Annotated in this window: 27 protein-coding genes; 15 read left to right on the top strand and 12 right to left on the bottom strand. The window is 68.3% G+C overall.

The window, feature by feature from the left end; all coding sequences use genetic code 11:
• Window positions 1-294 (top strand): hypothetical protein (locus tag JWP65_RS07495; protein ID WP_299762219.1); only part of this gene is annotated, 294 nt, incomplete at its 5' end.
• Window positions 295-455: 161 nt separating this feature from the next.
• Here the strand turns inward: JWP65_RS07495 and JWP65_RS07490 are convergent.
• From JWP65_RS07490 to JWP65_RS07480, 3 genes are read right to left on the bottom strand one after another with little or no spacing between them, the layout of a single operon-like run.
• A complete protein-coding gene (locus tag JWP65_RS07490) occupies window positions 456-1940 on the bottom strand; it encodes a DUF2235 domain-containing protein (RefSeq protein WP_299762216.1) in 1485 nt (494 codons plus the stop codon).
• A 16-nt stretch (window positions 1941-1956) separates the two neighbouring features.
• Window positions 1957-2367, bottom strand: coding sequence for a hypothetical protein (locus JWP65_RS07485; protein ID WP_299762213.1), 411 nt, complete (start codon window positions 2365-2367; stop codon window positions 1957-1959).
• Window positions 2364-3293, bottom strand: coding sequence for a zinc dependent phospholipase C family protein (locus JWP65_RS07480; RefSeq protein WP_299762210.1), 930 nt, complete (start codon window positions 3291-3293; stop codon window positions 2364-2366). The genes JWP65_RS07485 and JWP65_RS07480 overlap by 4 nt, the downstream gene beginning before the upstream one ends.
• A gap of 267 nt (window positions 3294-3560) precedes the next feature.
• On the opposite strand from JWP65_RS07480, the gene JWP65_RS07475 reads away from it, so the two are divergent.
• Window positions 3561-3962 carry a DUF3703 domain-containing protein gene (locus JWP65_RS07475; protein WP_299762207.1) on the top strand — a complete coding sequence of 134 codons (402 nt, stop codon included), beginning with the start codon at window positions 3561-3563 and terminating at the stop codon, window positions 3960-3962.
• Between the two features lie 155 nt (window positions 3963-4117).
• Here JWP65_RS07475 and JWP65_RS07470 read toward each other — a convergent pair whose 3' ends face one another.
• On the bottom strand, window positions 4118-4936 hold the full coding sequence (locus JWP65_RS07470; RefSeq protein WP_299762204.1) for a helix-turn-helix domain-containing protein: 819 nt from the start codon (window positions 4934-4936) through the stop codon (window positions 4118-4120).
• Window positions 4937-5205: 269 nt separating this feature from the next.
• On the opposite strand from JWP65_RS07470, the gene JWP65_RS07465 reads away from it, so the two are divergent.
• The 4 genes from JWP65_RS07465 (at window position 5206) to JWP65_RS07450 (ending at window position 8225) form a co-directional block, all read left to right on the top strand.
• Window positions 5206-6033 (top strand): class III extradiol ring-cleavage dioxygenase, encoded by an 828-nt coding sequence (locus JWP65_RS07465; RefSeq protein WP_299762201.1) that lies wholly within the window; start codon window positions 5206-5208, stop codon window positions 6031-6033.
• A gap of 78 nt (window positions 6034-6111) precedes the next feature.
• On the top strand, window positions 6112-6663 hold the full coding sequence (locus tag JWP65_RS07460) for an antitoxin Xre/MbcA/ParS toxin-binding domain-containing protein (protein WP_299762198.1): 552 nt from the start codon (window positions 6112-6114) through the stop codon (window positions 6661-6663).
• Entirely contained in the window at window positions 6660-7145 is a 486-nt protein-coding gene (locus tag JWP65_RS07455) for an RES family NAD+ phosphorylase (protein WP_299762195.1), read from the top strand. The genes JWP65_RS07460 and JWP65_RS07455 overlap by 4 nt, the downstream gene beginning before the upstream one ends.
• Before the next feature lie 45 nt (window positions 7146-7190).
• The gene (locus tag JWP65_RS07450; protein WP_299762192.1) at window positions 7191-8225 is read left to right on the top strand and encodes an RNA methyltransferase; all 1035 of its coding nucleotides are present in this window, start codon (window positions 7191-7193) and stop codon (window positions 8223-8225) included.
• Between the two features lie 2 nt (window positions 8226-8227).
• Here the strand turns inward: JWP65_RS07450 and JWP65_RS07445 are convergent, their stop codons facing one another.
• A complete protein-coding gene (locus tag JWP65_RS07445) occupies window positions 8228-9373 on the bottom strand; it encodes a YeeE/YedE family protein (protein WP_299762189.1) in 1146 nt (381 codons plus the stop codon).
• Between the two features lie 178 nt (window positions 9374-9551).
• On the opposite strand from JWP65_RS07445, the gene JWP65_RS07440 reads away from it, so the two are divergent.
• Genes JWP65_RS07440 through JWP65_RS07430 form a run of 3 tightly spaced genes read left to right on the top strand, consistent with a single transcriptional unit; the run spans window position 9552 to window position 11340 of the window.
• On the top strand, window positions 9552-9890 hold the full coding sequence (locus JWP65_RS07440; protein WP_299762186.1) for a metalloregulator ArsR/SmtB family transcription factor: 339 nt from the start codon (window positions 9552-9554) through the stop codon (window positions 9888-9890).
• A 35-nt stretch (window positions 9891-9925) separates the two neighbouring features.
• On the top strand, window positions 9926-10858 hold the full coding sequence (locus tag JWP65_RS07435) for an MBL fold metallo-hydrolase (protein ID WP_367280484.1): 933 nt from the start codon (window positions 9926-9928) through the stop codon (window positions 10856-10858).
• The gene (locus JWP65_RS07430; protein ID WP_299762183.1) at window positions 10855-11340 is read left to right on the top strand and encodes a hypothetical protein; all 486 of its coding nucleotides are present in this window, start codon (window positions 10855-10857) and stop codon (window positions 11338-11340) included. Before JWP65_RS07435 ends, JWP65_RS07430 begins: the two co-directional genes overlap by 4 nt.
• Window positions 11341-11363: 23 nt before the next feature.
• Here the strand turns inward: JWP65_RS07430 and JWP65_RS07425 are convergent, their stop codons facing one another.
• Window positions 11364-11825, bottom strand: a complete 462-nt coding sequence (locus JWP65_RS07425; RefSeq protein ID WP_299762180.1) for a hypothetical protein — start codon at window positions 11823-11825, stop codon at window positions 11364-11366.
• Between JWP65_RS07425 and soxB the strand changes: the two genes are divergently transcribed.
• The 6 genes from soxB (at window position 11796) to JWP65_RS07395 (ending at window position 16622) form a co-directional block, all read left to right on the top strand.
• Complete coding sequence (gene soxB / locus JWP65_RS07420; RefSeq protein ID WP_299762177.1) at window positions 11796-13532, top strand: thiosulfohydrolase SoxB; 1737 nt, start codon at window positions 11796-11798, stop codon at window positions 13530-13532. The two genes, JWP65_RS07425 and soxB, sit on opposite strands and share 30 nt — an antisense overlap.
• 108 nt (window positions 13533-13640) lie before the next feature.
• Complete coding sequence (gene soxY / locus JWP65_RS07415; protein WP_299762174.1) at window positions 13641-14096, top strand: thiosulfate oxidation carrier protein SoxY; 456 nt, start codon at window positions 13641-13643, stop codon at window positions 14094-14096.
• Between the two features lie 28 nt (window positions 14097-14124).
• Entirely contained in the window at window positions 14125-14436 is a 312-nt protein-coding gene (gene soxZ / locus JWP65_RS07410) for a thiosulfate oxidation carrier complex protein SoxZ (RefSeq protein ID WP_299762171.1), read from the top strand.
• 38 nt (window positions 14437-14474) lie between these two features.
• Entirely contained in the window at window positions 14475-15275 is an 801-nt protein-coding gene (gene soxA, locus JWP65_RS07405) for a sulfur oxidation c-type cytochrome SoxA (RefSeq protein WP_299762168.1), read from the top strand.
• A gap of 11 nt (window positions 15276-15286) precedes the next feature.
• The gene (gene soxX / locus JWP65_RS07400) at window positions 15287-15955 is read left to right on the top strand and encodes a sulfur oxidation c-type cytochrome SoxX (RefSeq protein ID WP_299762165.1); all 669 of its coding nucleotides are present in this window, start codon (window positions 15287-15289) and stop codon (window positions 15953-15955) included.
• A gap of 322 nt (window positions 15956-16277) precedes the next feature.
• Window positions 16278-16622, top strand: a complete 345-nt coding sequence (locus tag JWP65_RS07395; RefSeq protein WP_299762162.1) for a hypothetical protein — start codon at window positions 16278-16280, stop codon at window positions 16620-16622.
• Window positions 16623-16693: 71 nt separating this feature from the next.
• Here the strand turns inward: JWP65_RS07395 and JWP65_RS07390 are convergent, their stop codons facing one another.
• The 6 genes from JWP65_RS07390 to JWP65_RS07365 all read right to left on the bottom strand — a co-directional run.
• Entirely contained in the window at window positions 16694-17644 is a 951-nt protein-coding gene (locus JWP65_RS07390) for an LD-carboxypeptidase (protein WP_299762159.1), read from the bottom strand.
• Window positions 17641-19020, bottom strand: a complete 1380-nt coding sequence (gene tadA, locus JWP65_RS07385; RefSeq protein WP_299762156.1) for a tRNA adenosine(34) deaminase TadA — start codon at window positions 19018-19020, stop codon at window positions 17641-17643. Before tadA ends, JWP65_RS07390 begins: the two co-directional genes overlap by 4 nt.
• On the bottom strand, window positions 19017-19241 hold the full coding sequence (locus JWP65_RS07380) for a hypothetical protein (RefSeq protein WP_299762153.1): 225 nt from the start codon (window positions 19239-19241) through the stop codon (window positions 19017-19019). The genes tadA and JWP65_RS07380 overlap by 4 nt, the downstream gene beginning before the upstream one ends.
• Window positions 19241-19861, bottom strand: coding sequence for an FMN-binding negative transcriptional regulator (locus JWP65_RS07375; protein ID WP_299762151.1), 621 nt, complete (start codon window positions 19859-19861; stop codon window positions 19241-19243). The genes JWP65_RS07380 and JWP65_RS07375 overlap by 1 nt, the downstream gene beginning before the upstream one ends.
• A 41-nt stretch (window positions 19862-19902) precedes the next feature.
• On the bottom strand, window positions 19903-20364 hold the full coding sequence (locus JWP65_RS07370; protein ID WP_299762148.1) for a DUF1854 domain-containing protein: 462 nt from the start codon (window positions 20362-20364) through the stop codon (window positions 19903-19905).
• An 8-nt stretch (window positions 20365-20372) separates the two neighbouring features.
• On the bottom strand, window positions 20373-22414 hold a 2042-nt coding region (locus tag JWP65_RS07365), incomplete at its 5' end, for an ABC transporter transmembrane domain-containing protein (protein ID WP_299762145.1).

Raw genomic sequence — 22414 nt, 5'->3', positions numbered from 1 at the left:
GATGACCCGGAAGACGTAGCCGTGCGCCTCCAGTCCATGCGGGCCGCGAACGACGACACGGCGGACCTTTGGCGACGCATAGCGGACCGTCTCAAGCGCCAGGGCGGGGCGTCGTCGCTTTCCATCCTGCTGGCGGTTGCTATGCTTTTGGGAGCATCGTTCACAGAGCCGGTGCAGGCTGCCCCTACCCTGCTGCAAGATGCCGGTCTTGCTCTGCGTATTATGTCAACTCAAGTGCAGAAACTGGGGCTCGTGGGGTCAGCGCGGCATCCGGATTGGCTTTCTCATGATTAGGGCCCGCCCCGAGGTCCGGCTCAACGACTTAGCGCCCACCGGCGGTTGCCGCTGCCGTTGACACGGTGCGCAACTGCAGTGCCACCCACAGGGTTCCATCTCCTTGGCGCTCCGCGGAACGCAACCCAAGTGAGTCTCCGGAGCTCAAGCCGTTCGCGCGCTTAGACGGTACCTGGTGGTCGCTGGCTGTCACCCCGCTCGTTAGTGGCAACGTGCTGTGTGTCGGGACCGTAAAACTGCGCCACTTGGCCGTGGCTCGACAGATTCGTCGGACGGTAAGCGGTGCGCCGGCCATAGCGCAGCACGCCACCACTTAACGCAACGCGCTCCGCCACAGTGGGGTGCAAGATAGCCCCGGCGGGAACCTTGCGTGGTTTCTCAACCCAGGTATGCCGCCATGCCTTCGGCACCCACCAGGGGTACGAGTCCCGCATGCTCTCGATTTCGTCGTGCTGCATGCCGGCAGGGTCTGGAAACAGGCTCAGCTTGCTGCGGTCGACCTGCAAGGGGTGCGGCAAGGTGGTGGCCTGCTCCAGCATCCATTGCAGCGAAATGTCAGACAGTCGAGACTCGTCCTCGGCGTAGCTGCCACCGATATTCGAATGATTGCCCGCGAACCAGAGCTGCTGCAGCCATTCAGGCTCCCCGGTACGGTCAGGCCGTTCGCCAGGAATGGCCCAAACCACCCGGTCGAAGTCTTTCCGGCTCTCGTCAATCGCGAGCGCGTGGCGTGCGTAGCGCACGCGGGTGTTCAGCGACTCGTCGTAAATCTGAAAGCGCGGTGGGGCGAAGTGCCAGTCGGACTTCCCTTCAGTGGGGTAGTCGCAGATGGTCTTCAGGTTAGACCGTACGTAACTGACGCCCATGCTGAGGCCGATGAGCGCACCAAGCGCTGCGTACGCGGGCCAGAAAGCGACCCAGGGCGACAGCGCCAGGACGCCAGCCACCAGAGCAGTTAAGCCAGCGACAAACGTCACCAAGACGAGTGCCATCAACAAACGCCGGATGCCCGGAGCACCCAGAGCTGCCACCGTATCGAATACGCCAATAAAGTACGGCACCTCATTGGCCAGCCCCTCCGTGTTGTTGCTGCCGTACTTGGCCCGGAATCGCCGCCCCTTTTCTTGCCGCTGCAGCTTGTGCTCCGGGTTGTGGCTGCCAGAACCATGCTCGTACACCTGCTGAACAGCCTCATCGGAAATTTTGCGCAGGGCATTGCCGTACCGCGGCAGCGGTCCGCCGTCGGCGTCGTGCGTCGGGACCCCGCAGAGCGACATCACTCCCCCGACACATCTTGCCGTGTACGCGCCGCGGCTGAAGCCGAAAAGGAACACGCGGTCCCCCGGCTCGTAGTGCTTCAGGATGGCTTGGTAGCAGTCGGCGATGTTCCGGCTGATGCCGGTGCCGGTCGCACCGCTCCACATCCTGCGGAACGCCTGTACCGTGCGCAACGGGATGCTCCCTTGGTCGGGCTCAGTCCCGAGCCCGGCATCGTAGTAGGCAATCTGGTGTTTCGGGTCAACGGGGCTGTCCGGGCCGGTCCGCGCCGCGCGGAACAGCTTGTAGATGTTGCTCAGATTCTGGTCGGGCTTCAGCCCGCCCTGCTGGCCAGTGCCGTCAGAAAAGATGATGATGTTTTTCGGCATGCAAATTCCTCAAGCGCTATCGCGCGCACACGTTTTTCACATCCAGCGTGAATTCGCACCGGTCGCTGCCAGCGGCGCTCCAACGGTGTACATCGAGCCTTGCAGTACAGCCCGCGTCTTCGAGAAGTGCCCTGCCCCGGGGCTGGCACACCAGCACCGCGGAGTCGCGGCCACTACGGAGGACGCGCACCGTCATACCTTCGAACGGTTTCATCAGCTGCGTGTTGTGGCCGGTCGCCGCAAGCAGCAGCTCGCTTTGCGACGAAGTCTCCGCCGGCGTGCGGTATCGAACCGTCACGTCCACGGCGGCCGACACCTTGGTCAATGCCGAGGCCAAGTGATTCATGTCCCGCTCGTTCGGCTGCGTCGCACAGCTCGCCAACAGGACTACGCTGAGGGCGAGAAATACATTGAAAAAGCGGGTCATACCACCTCCTTCCAGAAAACGAGCCGACCCGTCTGCACGGTGCGGCCGGTGTCCAGGTTCCAGTCCTCAAGACGGTCCAAGGCCTCAGAGCGGCCGGTTACCAGCGCCCCGTCCAGCACCTTCCACACCGTCAGGACGTTGGTCCGGGCACGTTCGTAAATCGCCTCATAGTCAAGCGGCCCCTCAGGGGTGCGCAACTGACGGATGAAGCTCGGGTCGACGTCTTGGGCCGACGGGTAGGCGAGGTTCAGGTGGGCACTGGCGTGGCGGGCGAAGGGGAACAGGTGGTTGACACCAGCCATGGTCGACAGAATGTCGCGAAATCCGCAATGCCAGTTGCTTGGAAGCGGTTGCCCCTGCGCCAGCTCGCCCGGGTACGCTGCATGCAGCATGGCGAGCCAGACCTTCTCGACGGCGGGGTCGAACACGTCTTCGTCACCCTCGGCATGGCAGGTCGCGATTCCAGTCGCCAAGTGCTCGGACAGGCCGGTATCCCCCACGTTCATGACACGCGGGAAGATGAAGGCGTCCTGATGCATCTCGCAGCGCCGGTGCTCGCCCTGGTTCTCGGCGTAGGGGCCCACTCGCATTTCCACGACCGGGTGAATCGTCATGTCCGTGGTCATGTGGGCTGCGAAGCCGAGGAGCCAGGCGGTCGCTTTCTCCCTCAGCTCCGGTGGCAAGGTGCTGACTGCTGCGACGCCGGCGCGCAGCAGCGTGGCGTTCCGCGTGTAATGCATCGCGTCCGCCCATCGCTTCTGGTCGCCACGCAGCGACAAGTAGGGATAGTCGGGGCTGACCGAGCCCAGTTCCAGGAACTCGAGATGGAGCCCCAGGCTGACCAGCGTTTCCTCGCGCAGTCCTGCCGCCTCGGCGAGCTTCTGGGCGTCATTAACAACGGAGAGATGGGCGTACGCGCCGGGCATGAGGACTCCTTCATGTGACGCCGGCTCGGCGACGGTCCGCTCCAATTCTCGCTGAAATGCTCCGTCTGGCACCCGTGGACGCCCTGGCACGGGGAACCGCTGGGCACAGGTGGCGTAGTCAGACACTTCCCCGTCACCAGTTGTCGGCACCCGCGGGCGTGGGGCTGCATCCCCGCAGCCAGCCGAAGTTTGACTTGAACAAATGGGCCACAAGAACAGCCTCTGCGTTCAAGCCCAAAGCGCTGCGAAAGCGAAGAATTCAGTGCATTGGACAACCCGGAGCACTTCGTGACCACCTTCGCAGTTCGCATCAAACCCAGCGTTCAAGCAGAACTCGCCGCCGCAGCCGCCGCAGAGGCGCACGGCGAGTTCCGCACCGCCTTGCGACACCTTGAGCGGGCCCATGTGCTGGGACAAGCCACCACCGGTGAACATGTCCGCGTCCACTGGCGCATGTTCCGGTTCGCCTGGCGCAACCGCCTGCACGGCCAGGCCGGCGGCCAGGTCTGGCGATTGGTGGCGGCTTTCATCTTCACGGCTGCCGGGCTCGTGCCAGAAGGCAACACCGGGGGTACCGACGTCAGCGGGTTCCAGCGCCTGCCCGTGCCGAAAGACCTGCAGCAAATGCTCGACGCCGCTCGGCCTGACAGCCCGTCGGGGAAGCAGTGAGCCTGCCACCACGCCACCTCTGCCCAGGCGGCGATTGGCCACAGCGAACCGGCCCGACCCGGGGACAGGCACGCCGAGCGCCAGGCCATCCGGCTGTCGGCCGCCGACATCCAGGACCTTGCCGCCTTCCTTGGCACGCTCGCCGGCCCGGTGATTCAGCCCCGGTGATGTTGCGGGCTGCGAAGCCGGGCGCTGAGGGGCCCGGTCACCTGCAAGGCGGACGGCGGCAGGCCGAACATGGTCCGCGCGGTCCTGGAAAGGTGTGCGGAGTCCGCGAATCCGGCGGCGTGGGCTGCCGTCGAGAGCGTCTCCCCTCGCATCAGGAGCGTCCAGACGTGCAGCAGCCGACGCCATAAGAGGTAGGTCTTCAAAGGCATGCCGGTTTCTTCCACGAAGAGGTGCCGGAAACGACCGGGAGACAGACTGGCCGCCTTTGCGACCTCGGACAGCGTCACGGCCTGGTCGACTCGCTGGCGGATGTACTCCACTGCGGCCAGCACGCGCGGATCGGAGGGGGCGCGAGGTGCAGTTCGGGAGACGTCCTGCACGAGCTGCATGCAGGCGGCCTTGACCGCGTCGTAGCTGCTCTCGACGCGCCAAGCCCGCTCGAGGCGCTTGACGCCGACCGCCACCGCTTCCGGCTCGAGGAGCTCGAGCCGGCCCTGCAGCCGGGCGGCCAGCGCCTTGCCTTCAGGGGTTTCAGGCTCGATGAAAAGGACGACGCTCATGTCGCACCCGCTCACGTCGATGCTGTGGGTGGCTCGCGAGGGAACCAGCGCCGCCGCACAGGACTGCCATTCTCCGTGGCGACCGAACTGCACGCGCAGCCCTGGCGGCGCACCGATCACCAGCTGGATCGCGTAGTGCGAATGCGGAAAAATCGGAGCGCCGCCACCGCCCTCGCCGATGAAGCCGCACACGCCGGTCCAGGCGACGAAGTCGCCTCGATAGCGGTTGGCGGCAGACTGGTCCACAAGATGAGCTCCGTCGGCAAGTCTACTGCCCCGATGACCGCTGCGACAGCCTGCTCGCGGGCTGGCTGGTTTGCGACCTGGATGGCAGTGACGGCGTGCGTCCCGTCCTTGTTGTCGGCCGTGAACCGCTGGTCACGAAAGCCTGCAAGGTGCGCCGCTTAAACTCGCAGGCCAAAGCTGTCGGTCACCCTGCGGATGCGTGACGCAGCCTGGAGGGGTTCCCGATGGAGCATCACCGGGGCCATCAACCGCGCCAACCATTCGCCAGCATGAACACCACAGACACCCATCCCGCCCGCTTTCCGGTGCTCTTCCTCTCCCATGGCGGCGGGCCCTGGCCCTGGGTCGACGGCATGAAGCAGATGTTCGCCAAGACCGCCCGCGAGATCGCGGCCTTGCCGACCCGGCTGCCCGCCAAGCCGAAGGCCGTTCTGGTCATCACCGGACACTGGGAAGCGCCGCAATTCTCGGTCTCGACCGCCCAGCGGCCGCCGATGGATTACGACTACTCCGGGTTTCCCGAGCACACCTACCACCTGCAGTACCCGGCGTCGGGCTCGCCGGAACTGGCCGGACGGGTGCGCGAGCTGCTGGCCGGCGCGGGCATCGCCAGCGCAGAGGATCCGGACCGCGGCTACGACCACGGCACCTTCGTGCCCATGAGCCTGATGTACCCCGATGCGGACGTGCCGGTCGTGCTGCTGTCGCTCAAGAGCGATTACGACCCAGCCGAGCACATCCGGGCTGGCCAGGCCCTCGCGCCGCTGCGCGACGAAGGCGTCCTGATCCTGGGCAGCGGCCTCACGTACCACAACATGTCCGGTTTCGGCCGCGCCAACTCGACGCCGGTGGCCGACGCCTTCGAGCGCTACCTGCACGCCGCCGTCAGCAAGCCGGATCCGGCCGAGCGCGACCGCCTGCTGGTCGACTGGGAAGCCGCGCCCGCCGCGCGCCTGGCCCATCCGCGTGAAGACCACCTGCTGCCATTGATGGTGGTGGCCGGCGCGGCCGGGGCCGACGTCGGCGAACAGGTGTTCGTCGACCATGTCATGCAGGTCGCCATGGCCTCGTACCGGTTCCCGCCAAGCCAGCCCTGATGCCTTGGCGGGCATTGACTTCTCAGCCTCGATCGAGGCTACAATGAGTCTATATCGAGGCAATGCACCGGAGCTTCCATGGCAGCGACCGACTCCCTCCAGCAGCCGCCCAGGCGCACGGCCAAAGCCCTGGCCACGCCCCGGTCCCGCCTGCGGGCGATGCCGGCAGCGCCGCACGAACCCTACCAGGACCTGGACGCCTTCGTGGTGCTGGTGGCCCAAGCCACCCCCTTCGAGCTCGTCGACCTGGAGCGGCGCGGCGTCGAGGGCCGCTTCCTGAAGGACGTGTCCAGGCGCCTGGACCTGCCGCAGATGCACGTCTTCGACATGCTGGGCGTGCCCAAGGCCACCGCCGAGAAGAAGGTGGCGACCGGTGAAGTGATCTCCGGCAGCGGCGGCCAGGCCGCCATCGGGATGGCGCGCCTGATTGCCAAGGCGCAGGAGATCGTGGCCAATTCCACCGCCGACGGCGCCGGGGACTTCGACGCGGCCAGGTGGCTGGGCAAGTGGCTGGACGTGCCGCAGCCGGCCTTGGGCGGGCGCAAGCCGTCCGAGCTGGTCGACACGCCGACCGGCCTGGACGTCGTGCTCAAGGTGCTCGGTGCGATCGAAAGCGGCGCCTATCAATGATCCTCTGGCGGATCGCCACCGAGACCAGGCAGTACCAGGCGGACGACCTCGGCGGTGGCGCCGCCGCCCGCCATCCGGGACGCTGGAACGAGGCTGGCCAGGCGGTGCTGTACACGGCCCCCACCATCGCCATGGCGGTGCTGGAGACGGCGGCGCACATCGATGACGGCGGCCTGCCCCTGAACCGCTACCTGGTGCGGCTGGAGCTGCCGCCGCGGGTTTGGCAAGGCCGCAAGGAGTTCGATGCCGCGGCCTTGCCGCCCAGCTGGAACGCGGTTCCCGCCGGCGCCACCAGCGCGCAGGCCGGCTCGGCCTGGCTGCGCGCTGGCGACAGCGCCATCCTGCTGGTGCCCTCGGTGATCGTGCCGGAGGAACATGCGGCACTGGTCAACCCGGCCCACCCGGACGCCGCGAAGATCAGGGCGACGGTGGTGCGTCCATTCGAATACAACCGCCTGTTCCGGTCCGGAGCGCGCGGGTAGACCGGTCGGCGCCCTGCCCGCGGCCCGGATAATCGCGGTCATCCCATGCAGATCGAAACCCTCAAGCAACGCTTGCGCGCCGCCGGCGCCGGCCCCACCCACGAGCAGCGGGTGCTGCGCCTGTGGGCACAGGCCCTGCCGCAAGACAGCGGACGGCGCCGGCTGCAGGATTTCCTGCCGGCGGCGCTGCTGCAAGCCTTGCCCGCGCTGCAGGCCGAACTGCAGGGCCTGGCACGGCTGCAGTCGGCCCACCCGGGAGCGGACGGCTCCGAGCGGCTGCTGGTGGAATTGGCCGACGGGCAAGCCGTCGAGAGCGTGCTGCTGCCGCGCGACGGCTTGTGCATCTCCTCGCAGGTCGGCTGCGCCGTCGGTTGCGTGTTCTGCATGACCGGCCGCGGCGGCCTGGTGCGCCAGCTGGGCAGCGCCGAGATGGTGGCGCAGGTGGCCCTGGCCCGTGCCCGCCGCCCGGTCAGAAAGGTCGTGTTCATGGGCATGGGCGAGCCGGCCCACAACCTGGACAACGTGCTGGACGCGATCGATCTGCTCGGCACGGCCGGCAACATCGGCCACAAGAACCTGGTGTTTTCCACCGTCGGCGACCCGCGGGTGTTCGAGCGCTTGCCGCTTGGCCGCGTGAAACCGGCGCTGGCGCTTTCACTGCACACCACCCGGGCCGGCCTGCGCGAGCAATTGCTGCCGCGCGCGCCGCGCATCACGCCGGATGAACTCGTCGCACAGGGCGAGCGCTATGCCCGCGCCACCGGCTACCCGGTGCAGTACCAGTGGACCTTGCTGGACGGCATCAACGACGGCGACGACGAGCTCGATGGCATCGTGCGGCTGCTGGCCGGCAAGTACGCGGTGCTGAACATGATCCCGTACAACACGGTCGAAGGGCTGGACTTTCGGCGGCCCTCCTGGGAACGCGCCGCCGCCATCGCCCGCAGCCTGCACCGGCGCGGCGTGCTGACCAAGCTGCGGCAGTCGGCCGGGCAGGACGTCGATGCCGGCTGCGGGCAGTTGCGCGCCCGCGCCGCGACGCAGCCTGTCACGTTGGTGCGCGATCGGGCACGGGCCTAGTCTCAGCCCGCGCGCAAGGCGCCGGCGGCCGGCCTCGCCACCAGCTGGCCGCGTTGCCGCCAGCGCAGCACCACCCAGGCCCCGGCCACGATGCCGGCGGTGGCCAGCAGCGCGCCACTGGACAGCATCGCCATCCCGGTCACGCCATTGCCGATCGAGCAGCCCAGCGCGGTGACGCCGCCAAACCCCATCAGCATGGCGCCGGCGGTGTGCGAGCCGACTTCGCCGGGGCTGCGGAACGACTCCAGCCGGAACTCGCCGCGCAGCCTGGCGCTGACAGCGGCGCCGACCAGCACGCCCACAGCCAGCATCACGCCGAAGGTGGCGACCATGCTGTTGTCGGTCCACAGCGTCAGCAGATCGAGCGCGTGTGCCATCGGGGCCGCGAACGACAGGCCTTCAGGCCGGCGCGACTGCGTGCCCAGCCAGGCTGGCTCCAGCGTCTCGGGGTGTTCTGGCAGGAAGCCGATGTTGCCGGTGAGGTACAGCGCCGCCGCCACCAGCAGCCCGACCAGGATGCCACCGACCCAGTCGCCCTTGCCCACCGCACGGCGCAGTCGCCAGCCCAGGGTCAGGACGCCAGCCAGCGCCAGCCACGCCAGCGTCCAGCGCACGGCCTGGGGCGAGGCGCCGGTGGCGCCGGCGACCAGCGAGCCCAGGTCCTGCGGGGTGCCCAGCGACACGCTGAAGCGGTCCAGCCACTCGGCTCGCGGCGTGGCGAACAGGCCGCGCAGCGTCATGGCGGACGCGATCGCGACGATCAGCAAGGTGGCGGCGGCCTTCAGGTTGCCCGAGCCGGCCTTGACCAGGCAGCGTTGCGGGCAGCCGCCGGCCAGGATCATCCCGGCGCCGAACAGCAGGCCGCCGACCAGGGCCGACAGCCACACCAGGCGGTCGCTCCAGGACAGCACCCGGGTGCCGTCGATCAGTCCGAAGCCGATCAGGCCCTGCACCGCCACGGCGCCGACGGCGATGGCCAGCAGCCAGGCCACCATCCGACCGGGGCGGCGCAGCTCGACCCAGTCGGCGACGGCGCCGCGCACGCAGAAACGGCTGGCCTGGCCGACGACGCCCAGGACCAGGCCGATGGCCAGTGCGCCGAAGATCACCAGGCGGCTCAGGGATGCGGGGTCGTCGGTCAGGCTCATGGAACGGTGCGAAAAGAAAGGGCGTCCGGGAATCCGGGCGGAACCCGCGAGTTTAGTGGGGCGGCTGCGGCCGGCCCGGACGACTTTCTCATCAGCCCGGTGCGGGCCGGGGCCTATATAACTGAAGTACGATTTAGTGATATACACGGGCTCATCCAAGCAGGAGCCGCCCACGACCATGCCGAAACGCCAGCCCAAAGAGGAGACCGGCCCGGTGGCCGAATCCGACGAAGTGTTTGAAAAGGCCGCCGAGGTGTTCCGGGTGATGTCGGCGCCGATGCGGCTGAAGATCATCAGCTGCCTGTGCAACGGCGAGAAGAACGTCAGCGAGCTGCTCGAGCAGATCCGGACCACCCAGCCGAACATGTCGCAGCACCTGAACACCCTGTACCAGGCGGGCGTGCTGGCCAAGCGACGCGATGGCGTGCAGATCTTCTACCGCATCGTCAACGACCAGGTGGTGACGCTGTGCCGCGCCGTCTGCACGCAGGTCGCGATCGAGTCCGACCTGTGCTGACGATGGCGATCCGACGCTTCTCATGCTGGGTGGCATTGGCATTGGCATTGGCATTGGCGCTGGTCGCTTCGGCAGCCGTTGCGCAGCCGGCGGCGCCGCGTCCGGTGGTCCCGCAGCAGGTCTCGCCTTCCGCCTGGTACATCGAAGGCGAAGCCGCGCTCGGCAGCACCGCCAACCGCAATTTCATCAGCAATGCCGGCTTCATCGTCACGCCAGCCGGTGTGGTCGTGATCGACGCCCTGGGCTCGCCACAGCTGGCGCGCGAGCTGCTGGCCGAGATCCGGCGCGTCGCCGGCAAGCCGGTGACGCACGTGATCGTCACGCACTACCACGCCGACCACATCTACGGCCTGCAGGAGTTCCGCCGGCAAGGCGCGAAGATCATCGCCCACGCCGCCGGCCGCGGCTACCTGCACTCGGACACTGCCGCCAGCCGGCTCGAGGTCTCGCGCACCGACCTTGCGCCCTGGATCGATGCCGCCACGCAGCTGGTCGCGGCCGACCAGTGGATCACCGGCCGCACCGAGCTGGACCTGGGCGGCACCCGCATCGTGCTGCAACCGGTGGGCACCGCCCACACGCCGGAAGACCTGGTGGTGCTGCTGCCGGCCGAACGCGTGCTGTTCGCCGGCGACATCGTGTTTCGTGGCCGCATCCCGTTCGTGGGCCAGGCCGACAGCGGCCAGTGGATCAAGGCGCTGGACACGCTGCTGGCGCTGGACGCGGCCGTCGTCGTACCCGGCCACGGCCCGCCGTCGACGTCGGCCCGGCAGGACCTGGAGCTCACCCGCGACTACCTGGGCTTCCTGCGCCGAGCCATGGGCCAGGCGGCGCGCGACATGGAGCCTTTCGACCACGCCTATGCGCGCACCGACTGGAGCCGGTTCGAGCAGCTGCCGCTGTTTCGCGCCGCCAACCGCATGAACGCATACAACACCTACCTGCTGATGGAGCGGCAAACCCCATGACCGTCGTGACGGCTCCTGGCTTGCGCCGACGGCACCTGCTGCTGGCCGCGGCGTTGCCGCTGGTCCCGCTGTCGGCCGCGCCCGCCATGGACGCCACCCTGCCCTTGTCCGTATCGCTGAGGGACGAGCTGGCCGCGGCGCTGCTGGAGCGCAAGGCGCTGGTGGTGATGGTCAGCCTGCCCGGCTGCCCCTTTTGCCGGTTCGTGCGCAACAGCCACCTGGCGCCGATGTTGCGCGAGACGGCCCAGCCCATCGTGCAGGTCGACATGCAAGGCCGGCAGCCGCTGCTGGACGTGGCCGGCCGCGCCACCACCCACGGCGCCATGGTGCCGGCCTGGAAAGTGCGCGCCGCCCCCACGGTGCTGTTCCTGGGCCGGGGCGGCATCGAAGTTGCGCCGCGGCTGGTCGGCGCCTCGATCCCCGACTTCTACGGCGCCTACCTCGGCGAGCGCGTGCTCGCCGCCAATCGCAGCGTCGCCTGAACCTCGCGCGGCGACCGGTCGCGTCAAGGCAATCGCTGGAAATCGCCGAGGCAGGCCAGGCTTTTCACTGAGCGACGCAGTGTGGGTGCGCCGGCAGGGCCGAAGTCGCGGCTGAAGCCGGCAAGGGGTGGCGTGGCTTCCGCGGCGCCTTCGCCGCGGCCGCCGCCGGGCTTGCCGCGTCGCTGGCCATGGCGCAAGGCGCCGGCCGCGGCGACCCCAACATGATCGCCGGCAAGCACAAAGGCAAGGCCGACTACCTGGCGACCAAGGTCGAGTCCGCTGGCGTCGGCGTCTGGGGAGCGATTCCCATGCCTGCGCAGTGCTTGTCCGAGGCCGCCGCCGAGGCCATGGCCAGCGGGCCGGCGGCGGCGCGCCATGAGCCGCGTCCGCACGACGGCACAATCCAGGGTCTTCCAGGAGTTTTCGAGAATGTCCGAATCCAAGGCCCGCGCGGCATGAACCTGAGCCGCCGCGATCTGCTGCAAGTCCTGGCCGCCGCTTCGGCCGCCGGCCTCCCGCTCGCCCGCTGGGCCGATGCCGACGCCGCCACCGCGGCCGCCGGGCTGTACGACATCCCGCGCTTTGGCAAGGTGTCGTTCCTGCACATGACCGACTGCCATGCGCAGCTGCGGCCGGTCCATTTCCGCGAGCCGAGCGTGAACCTCGGCATCGGGGCCATGAAGGGCCGGCTGCCGCACCTGGTGGGCGAGCACCTGCTGAAGGTCGCCGGCATCCCGCCCGGCACCCCGCAGGCCCACGCCCTCACCTACCTCGATTTCGAGCAGGCGGCGCGCCGCTACGGCCAGCTCGGTGGCTTCGCCCACCTGGCCACGCTGGTCAAGCGCATGAAGGCCAGCCGCCCAGGCGCCCTGCTGCTCGATGGCGGCGACACCTGGCAAGGCTCCGCCACCGCGCTGTGGACCAAGGGCCAGGACATGGTCGACGCCGCCAAGCTGCTGGGCGTGGACCTGATGACCGGCCACTGGGAATTCACGCTCGGCATGGAGCGCGTCAAGGAGATCGTGGAGAACGACTTCAAGGGCAGGATCGAATTCATCGCGCAGAACGTCAGGACGGCCGATTTCGAAGACCAGGTCTTCAAGCCCTATGTGCTGCGCGAGATCAACGGCGTGCCTTGCGCCATCATCGGCCAGGCCTTTCCGTACACGCCCGTCGCAAACCCGCGCTACTTCGTCGCCGACTGGACCTTCGGCATCCGCGACGACGGCATGCAAAAGACTGTCGACGCAGCCCGCGCCAAGGGCGCGCAGGTGGTGGTGCTCCTGAGCCACAACGGCATGGACGTCGACCTGAAGATGGCCGGCCGCGTGACCGGCATCGACGCCATCCTGGGCGGCCACACCCACGACGGCATGCCGGTGGCCAGCGTGGTTTCCAATGCGGGCGGCAAGACGCTGGTGACCAACGCCGGCTCCAACGGCAAGTTCCTGGGTGTGATGGACTTCGACGTCAGGGGCGGCAAGGTGGTGGACTACCGCTACAAGCTGCTGCCGGTGTTCTCCAACATGCTGCCGGCGGATCGCGAGATGGACGCGCTGATCACGAAGGTGCGCGCGCCCTACGAGCAGAAGCTGGGCCAGACCCTGGCCGTCACCGAAGGCACGCTGTACCGCCGCGGCAACTTCAACGGCACCGGCGACCAGCTCCTGCTGGACGCCCTGATGGACGTGCAAGGCGCCCAGATCGCCTTCTCGCCGGGCTTTCGCTGGGGCACCAGCCTGCTGGCGGGCCAGCCGATCACGCGCGAATGGCTGATGGACATGACCGCCACCACCTACTCCTATTCCACCGTCACGGAGATGACCGGCGCGACGATCAAGACGGTGCTGGAAGACGTGGCCGACAACCTGTTCAACCCCGACCCGTACTACCAGCAAGGTGGCGACATGGTCCGCGTGGGCGGGCTGGAATACACCTGCAGCCCGCTGGCCGGGATGGGCCGGCGTATCGTCGACATGCGGCTGGCCGGCAAGCCGATCGAGGCCGACCGCAAGTACAAGGTGGCGGGCTGGGCGCCGGTCTCGGAAGAGGCCCGCGCGGCCAACACGCCGCCGGTCTGGGAGCTGGTCGAAAAGTGGCTGGCCGACCGTGGCGGCAAGGTCGCGGCGCGCCAGCCCAACGTGCCCAGGCTCGCGGGCGCGCTGCCCGATCCCGGCTTCAAGACGGCATAGACGCCGTCGCCAAGATACCCCGCTCTACCCCGCTGAGCTGCGTTGGGATTTGTCCCGACAAGGACCGGCGGTCCGTTTATTAAGTATGTGATTATGAAGGAGCACACCATGCAGACACGTCGCGATACGCTGAAACAAGGCCTGCTGGCCGCCGGCGCGCTGGGTTCGGGGGTCATGCTGACCGGCCCTGCCCACGCCTTCAACAAGACCGCGTTCGACGCCAGGTCGGTCCAGGAAGCCGTCAAGGCGCTGGGCGGCACCTCGCTGACCGAGAGCAAGGACGTGACCGTCCAGGGTCCGGACATCGCGGAGAACGGTGCGGTGGTGCCGATCGGCGCCACCACCACCATGGCGGGCGTCAAGCACCTGGCGCTGCTGGTCGAGAAGAACCCCAGTGCGCTGGTTGCCGTGTTCAACGTCAACCCGGCCGTGGATTCCAGCTTCTCCACCCGCGCCAAGATGGGCCAGTCGTCCGACGTGTACGCCGTGGCGATCGCCCAGGACGGCAAGGCCTTCTTCGCCAAGAAGGAAATCAAGGTCACCCTCGGCGGCTGCGGCGGCTGATCGAATTCACCGAAATCAGGAGCACACCATGGCAGATCCGATGCGCATCCGCGCGCAAGTCCAGGGCAGCGGCGCGATCGTCCGCGTCCTCATGAGTCACGAGATGGAAACCGGCCAGCGCAAGGACGCGGCCGGCAAGGTCATCCCGGCCTGGCACATCAACGAAGTCACCGCCTCGCACAACGGCAAGCCGGTGTTCTCGGCCGAATGGGGCCCGGCGGTCGCCAAGAACCCGTTCCTGCAGTTCACCGTCAAGGGCGCCAAGGCCGGCGACAAGATCGCGGTGACCTGGAAGGACAACAAGGGCGACAGCCGCACCGACGAAGCCACGGTCGGCTGACCGGCGGCGCCACCCCAAGGACCGAGGAGAAGACAACGATGCGGATTTCCCACCTGCTGGCCGCGGCGGCATGCGCCGCCATCGCCGGCGGCGCGCTGGCGCAAAAGAGTGCCAGCGAAGCCATCGACGAATACCGGGCCATGCTGGCCGACGGCAACCCCGCCGAACTGTTCGAAGCCAAGGGCGAGGCGCTGTGGAAGCAAAAGCGCGGCCCGAAAAACGCATCGCTGCAGGCCTGCGACCTGGGCAAGGGCCCGGGCGTGGTCAAGGGTGCCTTCGTGGAGCTGCCGCGCTGGTTCGCCGACGTCGGCAACGTGCAAGACCTGGAGACGCGGCTGGTCACCTGCATGGAGCGGCTGCAAGGCTTCAATGCGGCGGAGATCGGCGAGACGCCGTTCGGTCGCGGCGAGATGGCCAACGTGACGGCGCTGGCCACCTGGGTGGCCGCCGAATCCAAAGGCCTGCAGTTCGACCTGCCGCAGGCCCATGCGCAGGAAAAGACCTTCTACGAAGCCGGCAAGCGCATCTTCTTCATGCGCGGCGGCACCCACGATTTTTCGTGCGCCTCGTGCCACGGCGAGGACGGCAAGCGCATCCGGCTGCAGGACCTGCCCAACCTGACAAAGAACCCGGGTGACGGCGTCGGCTTCGCGGCCTGGCCCGCCTACCGCGTGTCCAACGGCCAGATGTGGAGCATGCAGCTGCGCCTGAACGACTGCTACCGCCAGCAGCGCTTCCCCTTCCCCGAGTTCGGCAGCGACGCGCTCACCGCGCTGTCCACATACCTGGGCGTCAACGCCAAGGGTGCCAAGTCCGTGGCGCCCGCCCTCAAGCGCTGAAAAGAGCCAACATGAAGAAGACTCCCAAGACCGTCGCCGCGGCGCTCGCGGCGGCGCTGGCCGTCGTCGGCTGTGCCTCCATGACCGCATCGACGCCTGATTCCGCGGCAATGGACAAGGTCGCCGATGCCATGGTCAAGGGCGCGTTCCGCACCCAGGGCATCGCCGGCGTCGAGCGCGTCACGCAGATCGACGAGACACTCACGCTGTGCAACGCCGCCGACGTCGCCGGCAAGCCGCTGGACGCCGCCACCGCCAAGCGCCTGGAGCAAGCCAACCTGAAGACGGTCAAATGGCCGGCCGGGGGCAAGTTCCTGGGTGACTGGAAGCAAGGCGAGACGACCGCCCAGAGCGGCCGGGGCCAGACCTGGAGCGACCAGGCCGGCGCCGCCAACGGCGGCAACTGCTACAACTGCCACCAGATCTCCAAGCAGGAAATCTCCTTCGGCACGATCGGGCCGAGCCTGTACAACTACGGCAGGATCCGCGGCGTGAGCGACCCCGACAGCGCTGCCGCCAAGCCGATCGTGGAATACACCTGGGGCAAGATCTGGAACGCAAAGGCCTACAACGCCTGTTCCAACATGCCGCGCTCCGGCCACATGGGCAACCTGTCGGAGCAGCAAGTCCGGGACGTGATGGCGCTGCTGCTGGACCCGGCATCTCCGGTCAACAACTAAGCCGGCGTCGCGCTCGCGAGAAAAGCCCGGATCTCCCGGGCTTTTCTCTTGCTGCAGGCCCAGGAATCTCCCTAAGCTGCCGGTCCGAACGTCCGTGCTGGCGTAGTAACCTGTCGAAGCGACCGCAGACAAGGAATGAGTCAGAAAGCATTCTTTTTCGACTCAGACTAGAAACGACGTGACCTTCCTTCCACAACTCGTTGTTTTTATTGTGGTTTTTTCGTTAACTAATTCACTGGTGCAGCTTGCTAACGCAGCCACCAGCGAATAAGTTAAGCATCCGACCCCCCAATTCCTTGTCGCATCCGACAACAGCCTGAATATGCGTTGGTTCAAAGGCAGCATCCGCAGCAGCATCTATGGCCTCCTGGGCAACCCGGGCGGACCGACCGAGTCCACGCTGGAAACCGGGATCGAGGACATCCGGGAAGCCATGCTGGGCCTGCTTGGCGACGCCGGGCCGAAACAGTTTCCCAATGTGACCCGCCGCATCCGCTACGCCAACGACGTGCAGGCGCTGTGGTACCTGCGCGGCGACCTGATGGCGGCCCTGGCGGCCACCCAGGGCGAGGCCACCGCCCGCGAGAAGATCCAGCACATCACGCAGATGTTCCAGGGCCTGCTGCCGGGCAGCCTGACGTCGCGGCCCAGCCCCTTGATGGGATAGTGCCGCCCTGTATCCAGAACGACGAAGCCCGGACGACCCGGGCTTTTTTCATGGACGGGCGGCCGCCGCGCTCAGTGCTCGTGGCCGTCGTCGTGGTGGTGGTCGTGCGGGCCCAGGTGGCCCCACAGCAGGAAGACGTCGCGGCCTTCCGCGGCCAGCGTGACCTTGGCGCCCACCGGCAGGCAGACCTTGGTGGGCACGTGCCCGAACGGCAGCCCGGTCAGCACCGGCACCTCGACCTGCTCGCGCAGCCAGTCGACCACCGTCTTGAGCTTGTAGCCCTTGTCGTGCGGCACCGGCATCCAGTTGTTGAAGTGCCCCAGCACGATCGCCTTCTGCCTGGCCAGCACACCGGCGTAGAGCAATTGCGTCAGCATGCGCTCGATCCGGTACGGGTGCTCGCTCACGTCTTCCAGGAACAGGATGCCGCCTTTGACCTTGGGCAGCCAGGGCGTGCCGACCAGCGAGGCGATCATCGCCAGGTTGCCGCCCCACAGCACGCCGCGCGCCTGCAGCGGCTCATCGAATGTGTCGCTGCGGGCGAGCTGCCAGCCGGTGCCCTCGCCTTGCCCGCTCACCAGGTCTTCGAAGCAGTCCTGCATGATGTCGTCGGGGTCGCCCTCGCCGCCGAAATCCTCGGCCGCGGCGGCGCCGGACCAGGTGATCGCGCCGGTCTCCGCCAGCAGCGCGTTCTGCAGCGCCGTGAAGTCGCTGTAGCCGACGAACCGGGTGCCGCCCTTGACGGCTTTCGCCAAGGCCTCGTACGGCAGGCGCGGCAGCAGCCGGGACAGGCCGTAGCCACCGCGGCTGACGATGGCGATGTCGGCGCCGCTGGCCGCGGCCCGGCCGATCGCGGCCAGCCGCGCCTCGTCGTCGCCGGCAAAGCGCATGTGGCTGGCGAGCACGTCGGGATCGAGTTCGACTTCGTGGCCCAGTGCCTTCAAGCGCGCCACCGCGCGGCGCAGGCCGGCCTTGTTGCGAACGGCGCTGGACGGCGAATAGATGTAGATGCGTTTCTTCACCGGCGGAAGTATCCCACTGCCGCCCGGGCCACGGCCTCGCCCTGCTCCGGCACGAAATGGCCCGCCTGCGGCAGCACCACGGGCTCGGGGCAGTTGCGGATCTGCCGGCGCAGATCCTGCATCACAGGCTCGCCGAGCACGGGGTCTTGCGCGCCGATCGCCATCAGCGTGCGGCCCTCCCAATCCTGCGAGAGGAAGTCGCGCGCCTGGCGCGAGAGCTTCGCGCCAGGCGCATCGGGCGTGTCCGGCACCATCGCCGGAAAGGCGCGCAGGCCGGCGCGGTGGCCGGCGTCCGGAAACGGCGCCGCGTAGGCCGCGCATTCGGCTGGCGTCAGCTGCGGGTTGCCGCGCGCGAACAGGCGGGCGACGTCGAAGCGGGGATTCTTCGCGCACATCTCGCGCCAGGCCAGCAAGCCGGGGCCGAGCGGCACGTCGCCGGTGCCCAGCGTGGTGTTCATCACCAGCAGCCCGCGATAGCGCCCCGGCTCGGCCATCGGCAGCGTCAGGCCCAGCAGCCCGCCCCAGTCCTGCACCACCAGCACGACCTCGCGCAGATCCAGCCGCTCGACCAGTTCCAGCAGCACCTGTCGGTGCCAGGCGAAGCTATGGGCCGCTTCGCGCTTGGGCTTGTCGCTCTTGCCGAAACCCACCAGGTCCGGCGCCACCACCCGCCCGCCACCTTCCAGCAAAACCGGGATCATCTTGCGGTACAGGTAGCTCCAGGCCGGGTTGCCGTGCAGGCACAGCCAGGTGATGTCGGCGTCGCGCGGCCCTTCGTCGAGGTAGTGCAGTCGCAGGCCGGCTAGCGACTGCAGGTCGTCGATGTAGTGCGGCGCCCAGGGATAGCCGGGCAGATCGCGAAAGCGCTCGTCGCTCGTGCGCAGTGCGTCGTCGCGCAGCGGCCGCGCCCGCATTCGGCTTTCCTGCCGGCGCGCGCGGAAAAATTCCGACAGGCCCTGGCCGCATTCGGCGGCCAGCACGCCGCCCTGCACCTGCGTGCGATGGTTCAGGCGTGGTTGCGCGAACAGGTCCAGCACCGAGCCGGCGGCACCGGTCTTGGGGTCGGCCGCGCCATAGACGACGCGGCGCAGGCGCGCGTGCAGCATGGCGCCGCTGCACATGGCGCAGGGCTCGAGGGTGACGTAGAGGTCGCAGTCGTCCAGCCGGTAGTTGCCCAGCACCGCCGCCGCGGCGCGCAGCGCCTGGATCTCGGCGTGCGCCGTCGGGTCGTGGCTGGACACAGGCCGGTTGTGGCCGCGTGCGATCACCTGGCCGTGGCGCACGACGACGGCGCCCACCGGCACCTCGCCGGCGACCGCCGCGAGGCCGGCTTGCGCGAGGGCATCACGCATGAAGGCCTCGTCGTCCAGGCTCACTTGGTGTCGTCGGGCATCGGCCGCGCCTGCTGCAGGGCGCCTTCCACGGCCTGCCTGAACTGCTCCTGCTGCTGGCTGGGGGTGCCGGCGGGCGCCACCACGCCCGGCACTGGCCGTTCCGACGTGGCCGGCGCGACGCCGGCGCCCAATTGCTTCTTTGCCAGCACGCCGATCACGGCTACCACCACCAGCAAGCTCAATACACCGAAGATCGCGCGCATCAGTCTCCTCCCGTTCCCAGTCGGTCCATCCATTCACCCAGCTCGCGCTCGTCGTCGTTGCCCTTTGCATAGGCAGCGCGCAGCTTGGCGTGCGACTCCGGCCGGTGCTGGTTCAGTTTCAGCTTGCAGGCCCAGCTGGTGACTTCCAGCCGGAAGCCGACGACACCGGCCAGCATCTTGCTGGCGAACTCCTCGCCCAGGCCGCGCCATTGCTCGGTGTAGCGCGGCTCATGGTCACCGATCATCTTCTTGAGCAGGGCGTCCTTGGCATCGGCGTCTTCCACCAGCCGCGCCCGCACTCGGCACTGCACCACCAGGTAGTTCCAGCTGGGCACGCGCTGCAGGTCGGGATAGATCTTCGGCGACAGGTAGGCATGCGGCCCCATGAACGTGGCCAGGGCCGCGGGCCGCGCCTGCAGGTGGCGCCAGTGCGGATTGGGCCTGGCGCAATGTCCGAGCAGCACGAAGCCGCCTTCACGCTCTTGGAGGTGCAGCGGCAGGTGCGTGACGAAGGGAAAGCCTTCGTCGTCCGTGGAGATCAGGCTGGCGAAGGCATGCCGGCGCATCAGCTCCGCCGCGAGTGCGGGGTCGTCGGACTTGAACTGCGGCGGCTGGTACATGCACGATTATGTGCAGACAGCGCGCCGCCCCGCCGACGACGCTACAGGAACCGCTCCAGCAGGTGGCGCGAAGCCCGGTCCAGCGCGAAGCGGTCGGGGACCAGCAGTTGCAGGCCCTCGCCGCTGGTGACCAGCAGCGCCCCGCCCTGCAGGCGCCGGATGTCTTCCTCCGCCTTCAGCACGAAGCCGGTTTCGCCGCGGTCGGTCTGCACCCGCCACGTGCTGGGCGTGGCGAACCCCGAGACCGACAGCAGCCGCTCGATGCGCGGGACGAACTCGCGCGGGCCCAGTTCTTCCTCGACCAGGGCGCGCGCGTCCGCTGGCAAGGCCTCGATGCGGTCCAGCCATGCCAGCTCGTGGCCGTCGGGCCCCATGAGCGACAGGCCGTCCTGCGGCGCGGCGAGCGGAAAGGCGCGCACCGGAACCACGCCCACGTGCGCGCTGCCGGCGGCGTCCGTCAGCACCAGCCGCCCGAAGGCGTTGCGGTGAAGTGTGAAGTCCATGGGTTTGCTCACTGGCCGGCCGGATGGGCCGAATGCAGGCCCGGATCGGGCGCGACCTCCGGCTCGGTGTCCACGTTGCGCGCCTGCGCCTCGTACAGCCGCCAGTAGGCGCCCTGCCGGGCGATCAGGTCGTCATGGGCGCCGACTTCCACGATGCGGCCGCGGTCCATCACCACCAGCCGGTCGGCCTGGCGCAATGTGGACAGCCGGTGGGCGATGGCAATGGTGGTGCGCCCCTGCACCAGGTTGTCCAGCGCCTTCTGGATCTCGCCCTCGGTCTCGGTGTCGACCGCCGAAGTGGCTTCGTCCAGGATCAGGATGCGCGGGTCGATCAGCAACGCGCGGGCGATGCTGATGCGCTGGCGCTCGCCGCCCGACAAGCCCTGCCCCCGCTCGCCGACCATGGAGTCGTAGCCGTGGGGCAGGCGCAGGACGAAATCGTGGGCGTGCGCGGCACGGGCGGCGGCGACGATCTGCGCCCGGCTTGCGTCGGGCCGCCCGTACGCGATGTTCTCCGCGATCGTGCCGAAAAACAGGAAGGGCTCCTGCAGCACCAGCCCGATGTTGCGGCGGTAGTCCGCCACGGCGAAGCGCCGGATGTCGACGCCGTCGAGCCGGACAGCGCCGTCGGTCGCGTCGTAAAAGCGGCAGATCAGGTTCACCAGCGTGCTCTTGCCACTGCCGCTGTGGCCGACCAGGCCGATCATCTCGCCCGGGCGGATCTCCAGGTCGAGGTCGCGGATCACGCTGCGGCTGCCGTAGCGAAAGGACAGGCCCTTGAGCTCGATGCGCCCGGCCACCGATGCCAGCGCGACCGGCTGGGCCGGGTCCGGCACGTTGGACACGTGGTCCAGGATGTCGAAGATGCGCTTGGCCCCGGCGGCCGCCTTCTGCGTCACCGAGACGATCCGGCTCATCGAATCGAGCCGCGCATAGAAGCGCCCGATGTAGGCGATGAAGGCGGTCAGCACGCCGACGGTGATCTCGCCGCGGCTGACCTGCCAGATCCCGAAGGCCCAGACCACCAGCAGGCCGATTTCGGTGAGCAGCCCCACCGTCGGCGAAAACAGACTCCAGGTGCGATTGAGCCGGTCGTTCACGGCCAGGTTGTGGGCGTTGGCCTGGCGAAAGCGGGCGGCCTCGCGCGACTCCTGCGCGAAGGCCTTGACCACCCGGATGCCGGGGATGGTGTCGGCCAGCACGTTGGTGACCTCTGACCAGACGCGGTCGATTTTCTCGAAACCGGTGCGCAGCCGGTCCCGCACCAGGTGGATCAGCCAGCCGATGAAGGGCAGCGGCACCAGCGTCACCAGGGCCAGCCACGGGTTGATCGAGAACAGGATCAGCGCCGTCATGACGATCATCAGGACGTCGGTGGCGAAGTCCAGCGCGTGCAGCGACAGGAAAACGTTGATCCGGTCCGTTTCCGAGCCGATGCGGGCGATCAGGTCGCCGGTGCGCTTGCCGCCCAGGTAGTCCAGCGACAGGGTGAGCAGGTGTTCGTAGGTTGCCGTGCGCAGGTCGGCGCCGATCCGCTCGCTCACCAGTGCCAGGACGTAAGTCCGCGCCCAGCTGAGGGCCCAGGCGAACACGGCCGAGCCCAGCAGGCCGGCAAGCAGCAGCAGCACCAGCGACCGGTCGATCTCCTGGCCGTTCTGGAACGGGATCAGCACCCGGTCCATCAACGGGATGGTCAGGTACGGCGGAACCAGCGTGGCCATGGTCGACGCCAGGGTGAGCAGAAAGCCGGCGAGCAATTGCATGCGGTAGGGGTGCGCGAACCGCCACAGGCGCAACAGCACCCAGGTGGACGGCGGCGGCGCCACCGTCGAGCCGCAGGCGGGGCAGTCGTCCGCATCCACGCCCTCGGGCGGCAGCGGCGCACCGCAGCGCGGGCATGGCATGGCCTCGTCGTCCGGCTCGTGGACATGGCCGGCCCGGCGGCCCTGCAGCCGCTCGAACGCCACGGCCAGCGCCTGGGCCGAAGGCCCGTGCGCCATCGTGAAGCGCCACTGGGCCAGCCGCCGCGTCGCGTCGACCAGCTCGATGC

This window comes from Ramlibacter sp. (assembly GCF_028292805.1).
GTDB lineage: Bacteria > Pseudomonadota > Gammaproteobacteria > Burkholderiales > Burkholderiaceae_C > Ramlibacter.
Note: the sequence above shows the minus strand (reverse complement) of the source record. Positions and strands in the feature narration are given on the sequence as shown.

What these genes read in the sequence shown, in the direction of transcription:
- JWP65_RS07490 (WP_299762216.1), bottom strand. Translation starts at nt 1,940, where the DNA reads ATGCCGAAAAACATCATCATCTTTTCTGACGGCACTGGCCAGCAGGGC.
- JWP65_RS07485 (WP_299762213.1), bottom strand. Translation starts at nt 2,367, where the DNA reads ATGACCCGCTTTTTCAATGTATTTCTCGCCCTCAGCGTAGTCCTGTTG.
- JWP65_RS07480 (WP_299762210.1), bottom strand. Translation starts at nt 3,293, where the DNA reads ATGCCCGGCGCGTACGCCCATCTCTCCGTTGTTAATGACGCCCAGAAG.
- JWP65_RS07465 (WP_299762201.1), top strand. Translation starts at nt 5,206, where the DNA reads ATGAACACCACAGACACCCATCCCGCCCGCTTTCCGGTGCTCTTCCTC.
- JWP65_RS07460 (WP_299762198.1), top strand. Translation starts at nt 6,112, where the DNA reads ATGGCAGCGACCGACTCCCTCCAGCAGCCGCCCAGGCGCACGGCCAAA.
- JWP65_RS07455 (WP_299762195.1), top strand. Translation starts at nt 6,660, where the DNA reads ATGATCCTCTGGCGGATCGCCACCGAGACCAGGCAGTACCAGGCGGAC.
- JWP65_RS07450 (WP_299762192.1), top strand. Translation starts at nt 7,191, where the DNA reads ATGCAGATCGAAACCCTCAAGCAACGCTTGCGCGCCGCCGGCGCCGGC.
- JWP65_RS07445 (WP_299762189.1), bottom strand. Translation starts at nt 9,373, where the DNA reads ATGAGCCTGACCGACGACCCCGCATCCCTGAGCCGCCTGGTGATCTTC.
- JWP65_RS07440 (WP_299762186.1), top strand. Translation starts at nt 9,552, where the DNA reads ATGCCGAAACGCCAGCCCAAAGAGGAGACCGGCCCGGTGGCCGAATCC.
- JWP65_RS07430 (WP_299762183.1), top strand. Translation starts at nt 10,855, where the DNA reads ATGACCGTCGTGACGGCTCCTGGCTTGCGCCGACGGCACCTGCTGCTG.
- soxB (WP_299762177.1), top strand. Translation starts at nt 11,796, where the DNA reads ATGAACCTGAGCCGCCGCGATCTGCTGCAAGTCCTGGCCGCCGCTTCG.
- soxY (WP_299762174.1), top strand. Translation starts at nt 13,641, where the DNA reads ATGCAGACACGTCGCGATACGCTGAAACAAGGCCTGCTGGCCGCCGGC.
- soxZ (WP_299762171.1), top strand. Translation starts at nt 14,125, where the DNA reads ATGGCAGATCCGATGCGCATCCGCGCGCAAGTCCAGGGCAGCGGCGCG.
- soxA (WP_299762168.1), top strand. Translation starts at nt 14,475, where the DNA reads ATGCGGATTTCCCACCTGCTGGCCGCGGCGGCATGCGCCGCCATCGCC.
- soxX (WP_299762165.1), top strand. Translation starts at nt 15,287, where the DNA reads ATGAAGAAGACTCCCAAGACCGTCGCCGCGGCGCTCGCGGCGGCGCTG.
- JWP65_RS07395 (WP_299762162.1), top strand. Translation starts at nt 16,278, where the DNA reads ATGCGTTGGTTCAAAGGCAGCATCCGCAGCAGCATCTATGGCCTCCTG.
- JWP65_RS07380 (WP_299762153.1), bottom strand. Translation starts at nt 19,241, where the DNA reads ATGCGCGCGATCTTCGGTGTATTGAGCTTGCTGGTGGTGGTAGCCGTG.
- JWP65_RS07375 (WP_299762151.1), bottom strand. Translation starts at nt 19,861, where the DNA reads ATGTACCAGCCGCCGCAGTTCAAGTCCGACGACCCCGCACTCGCGGCG.
- JWP65_RS07370 (WP_299762148.1), bottom strand. Translation starts at nt 20,364, where the DNA reads ATGGACTTCACACTTCACCGCAACGCCTTCGGGCGGCTGGTGCTGACG.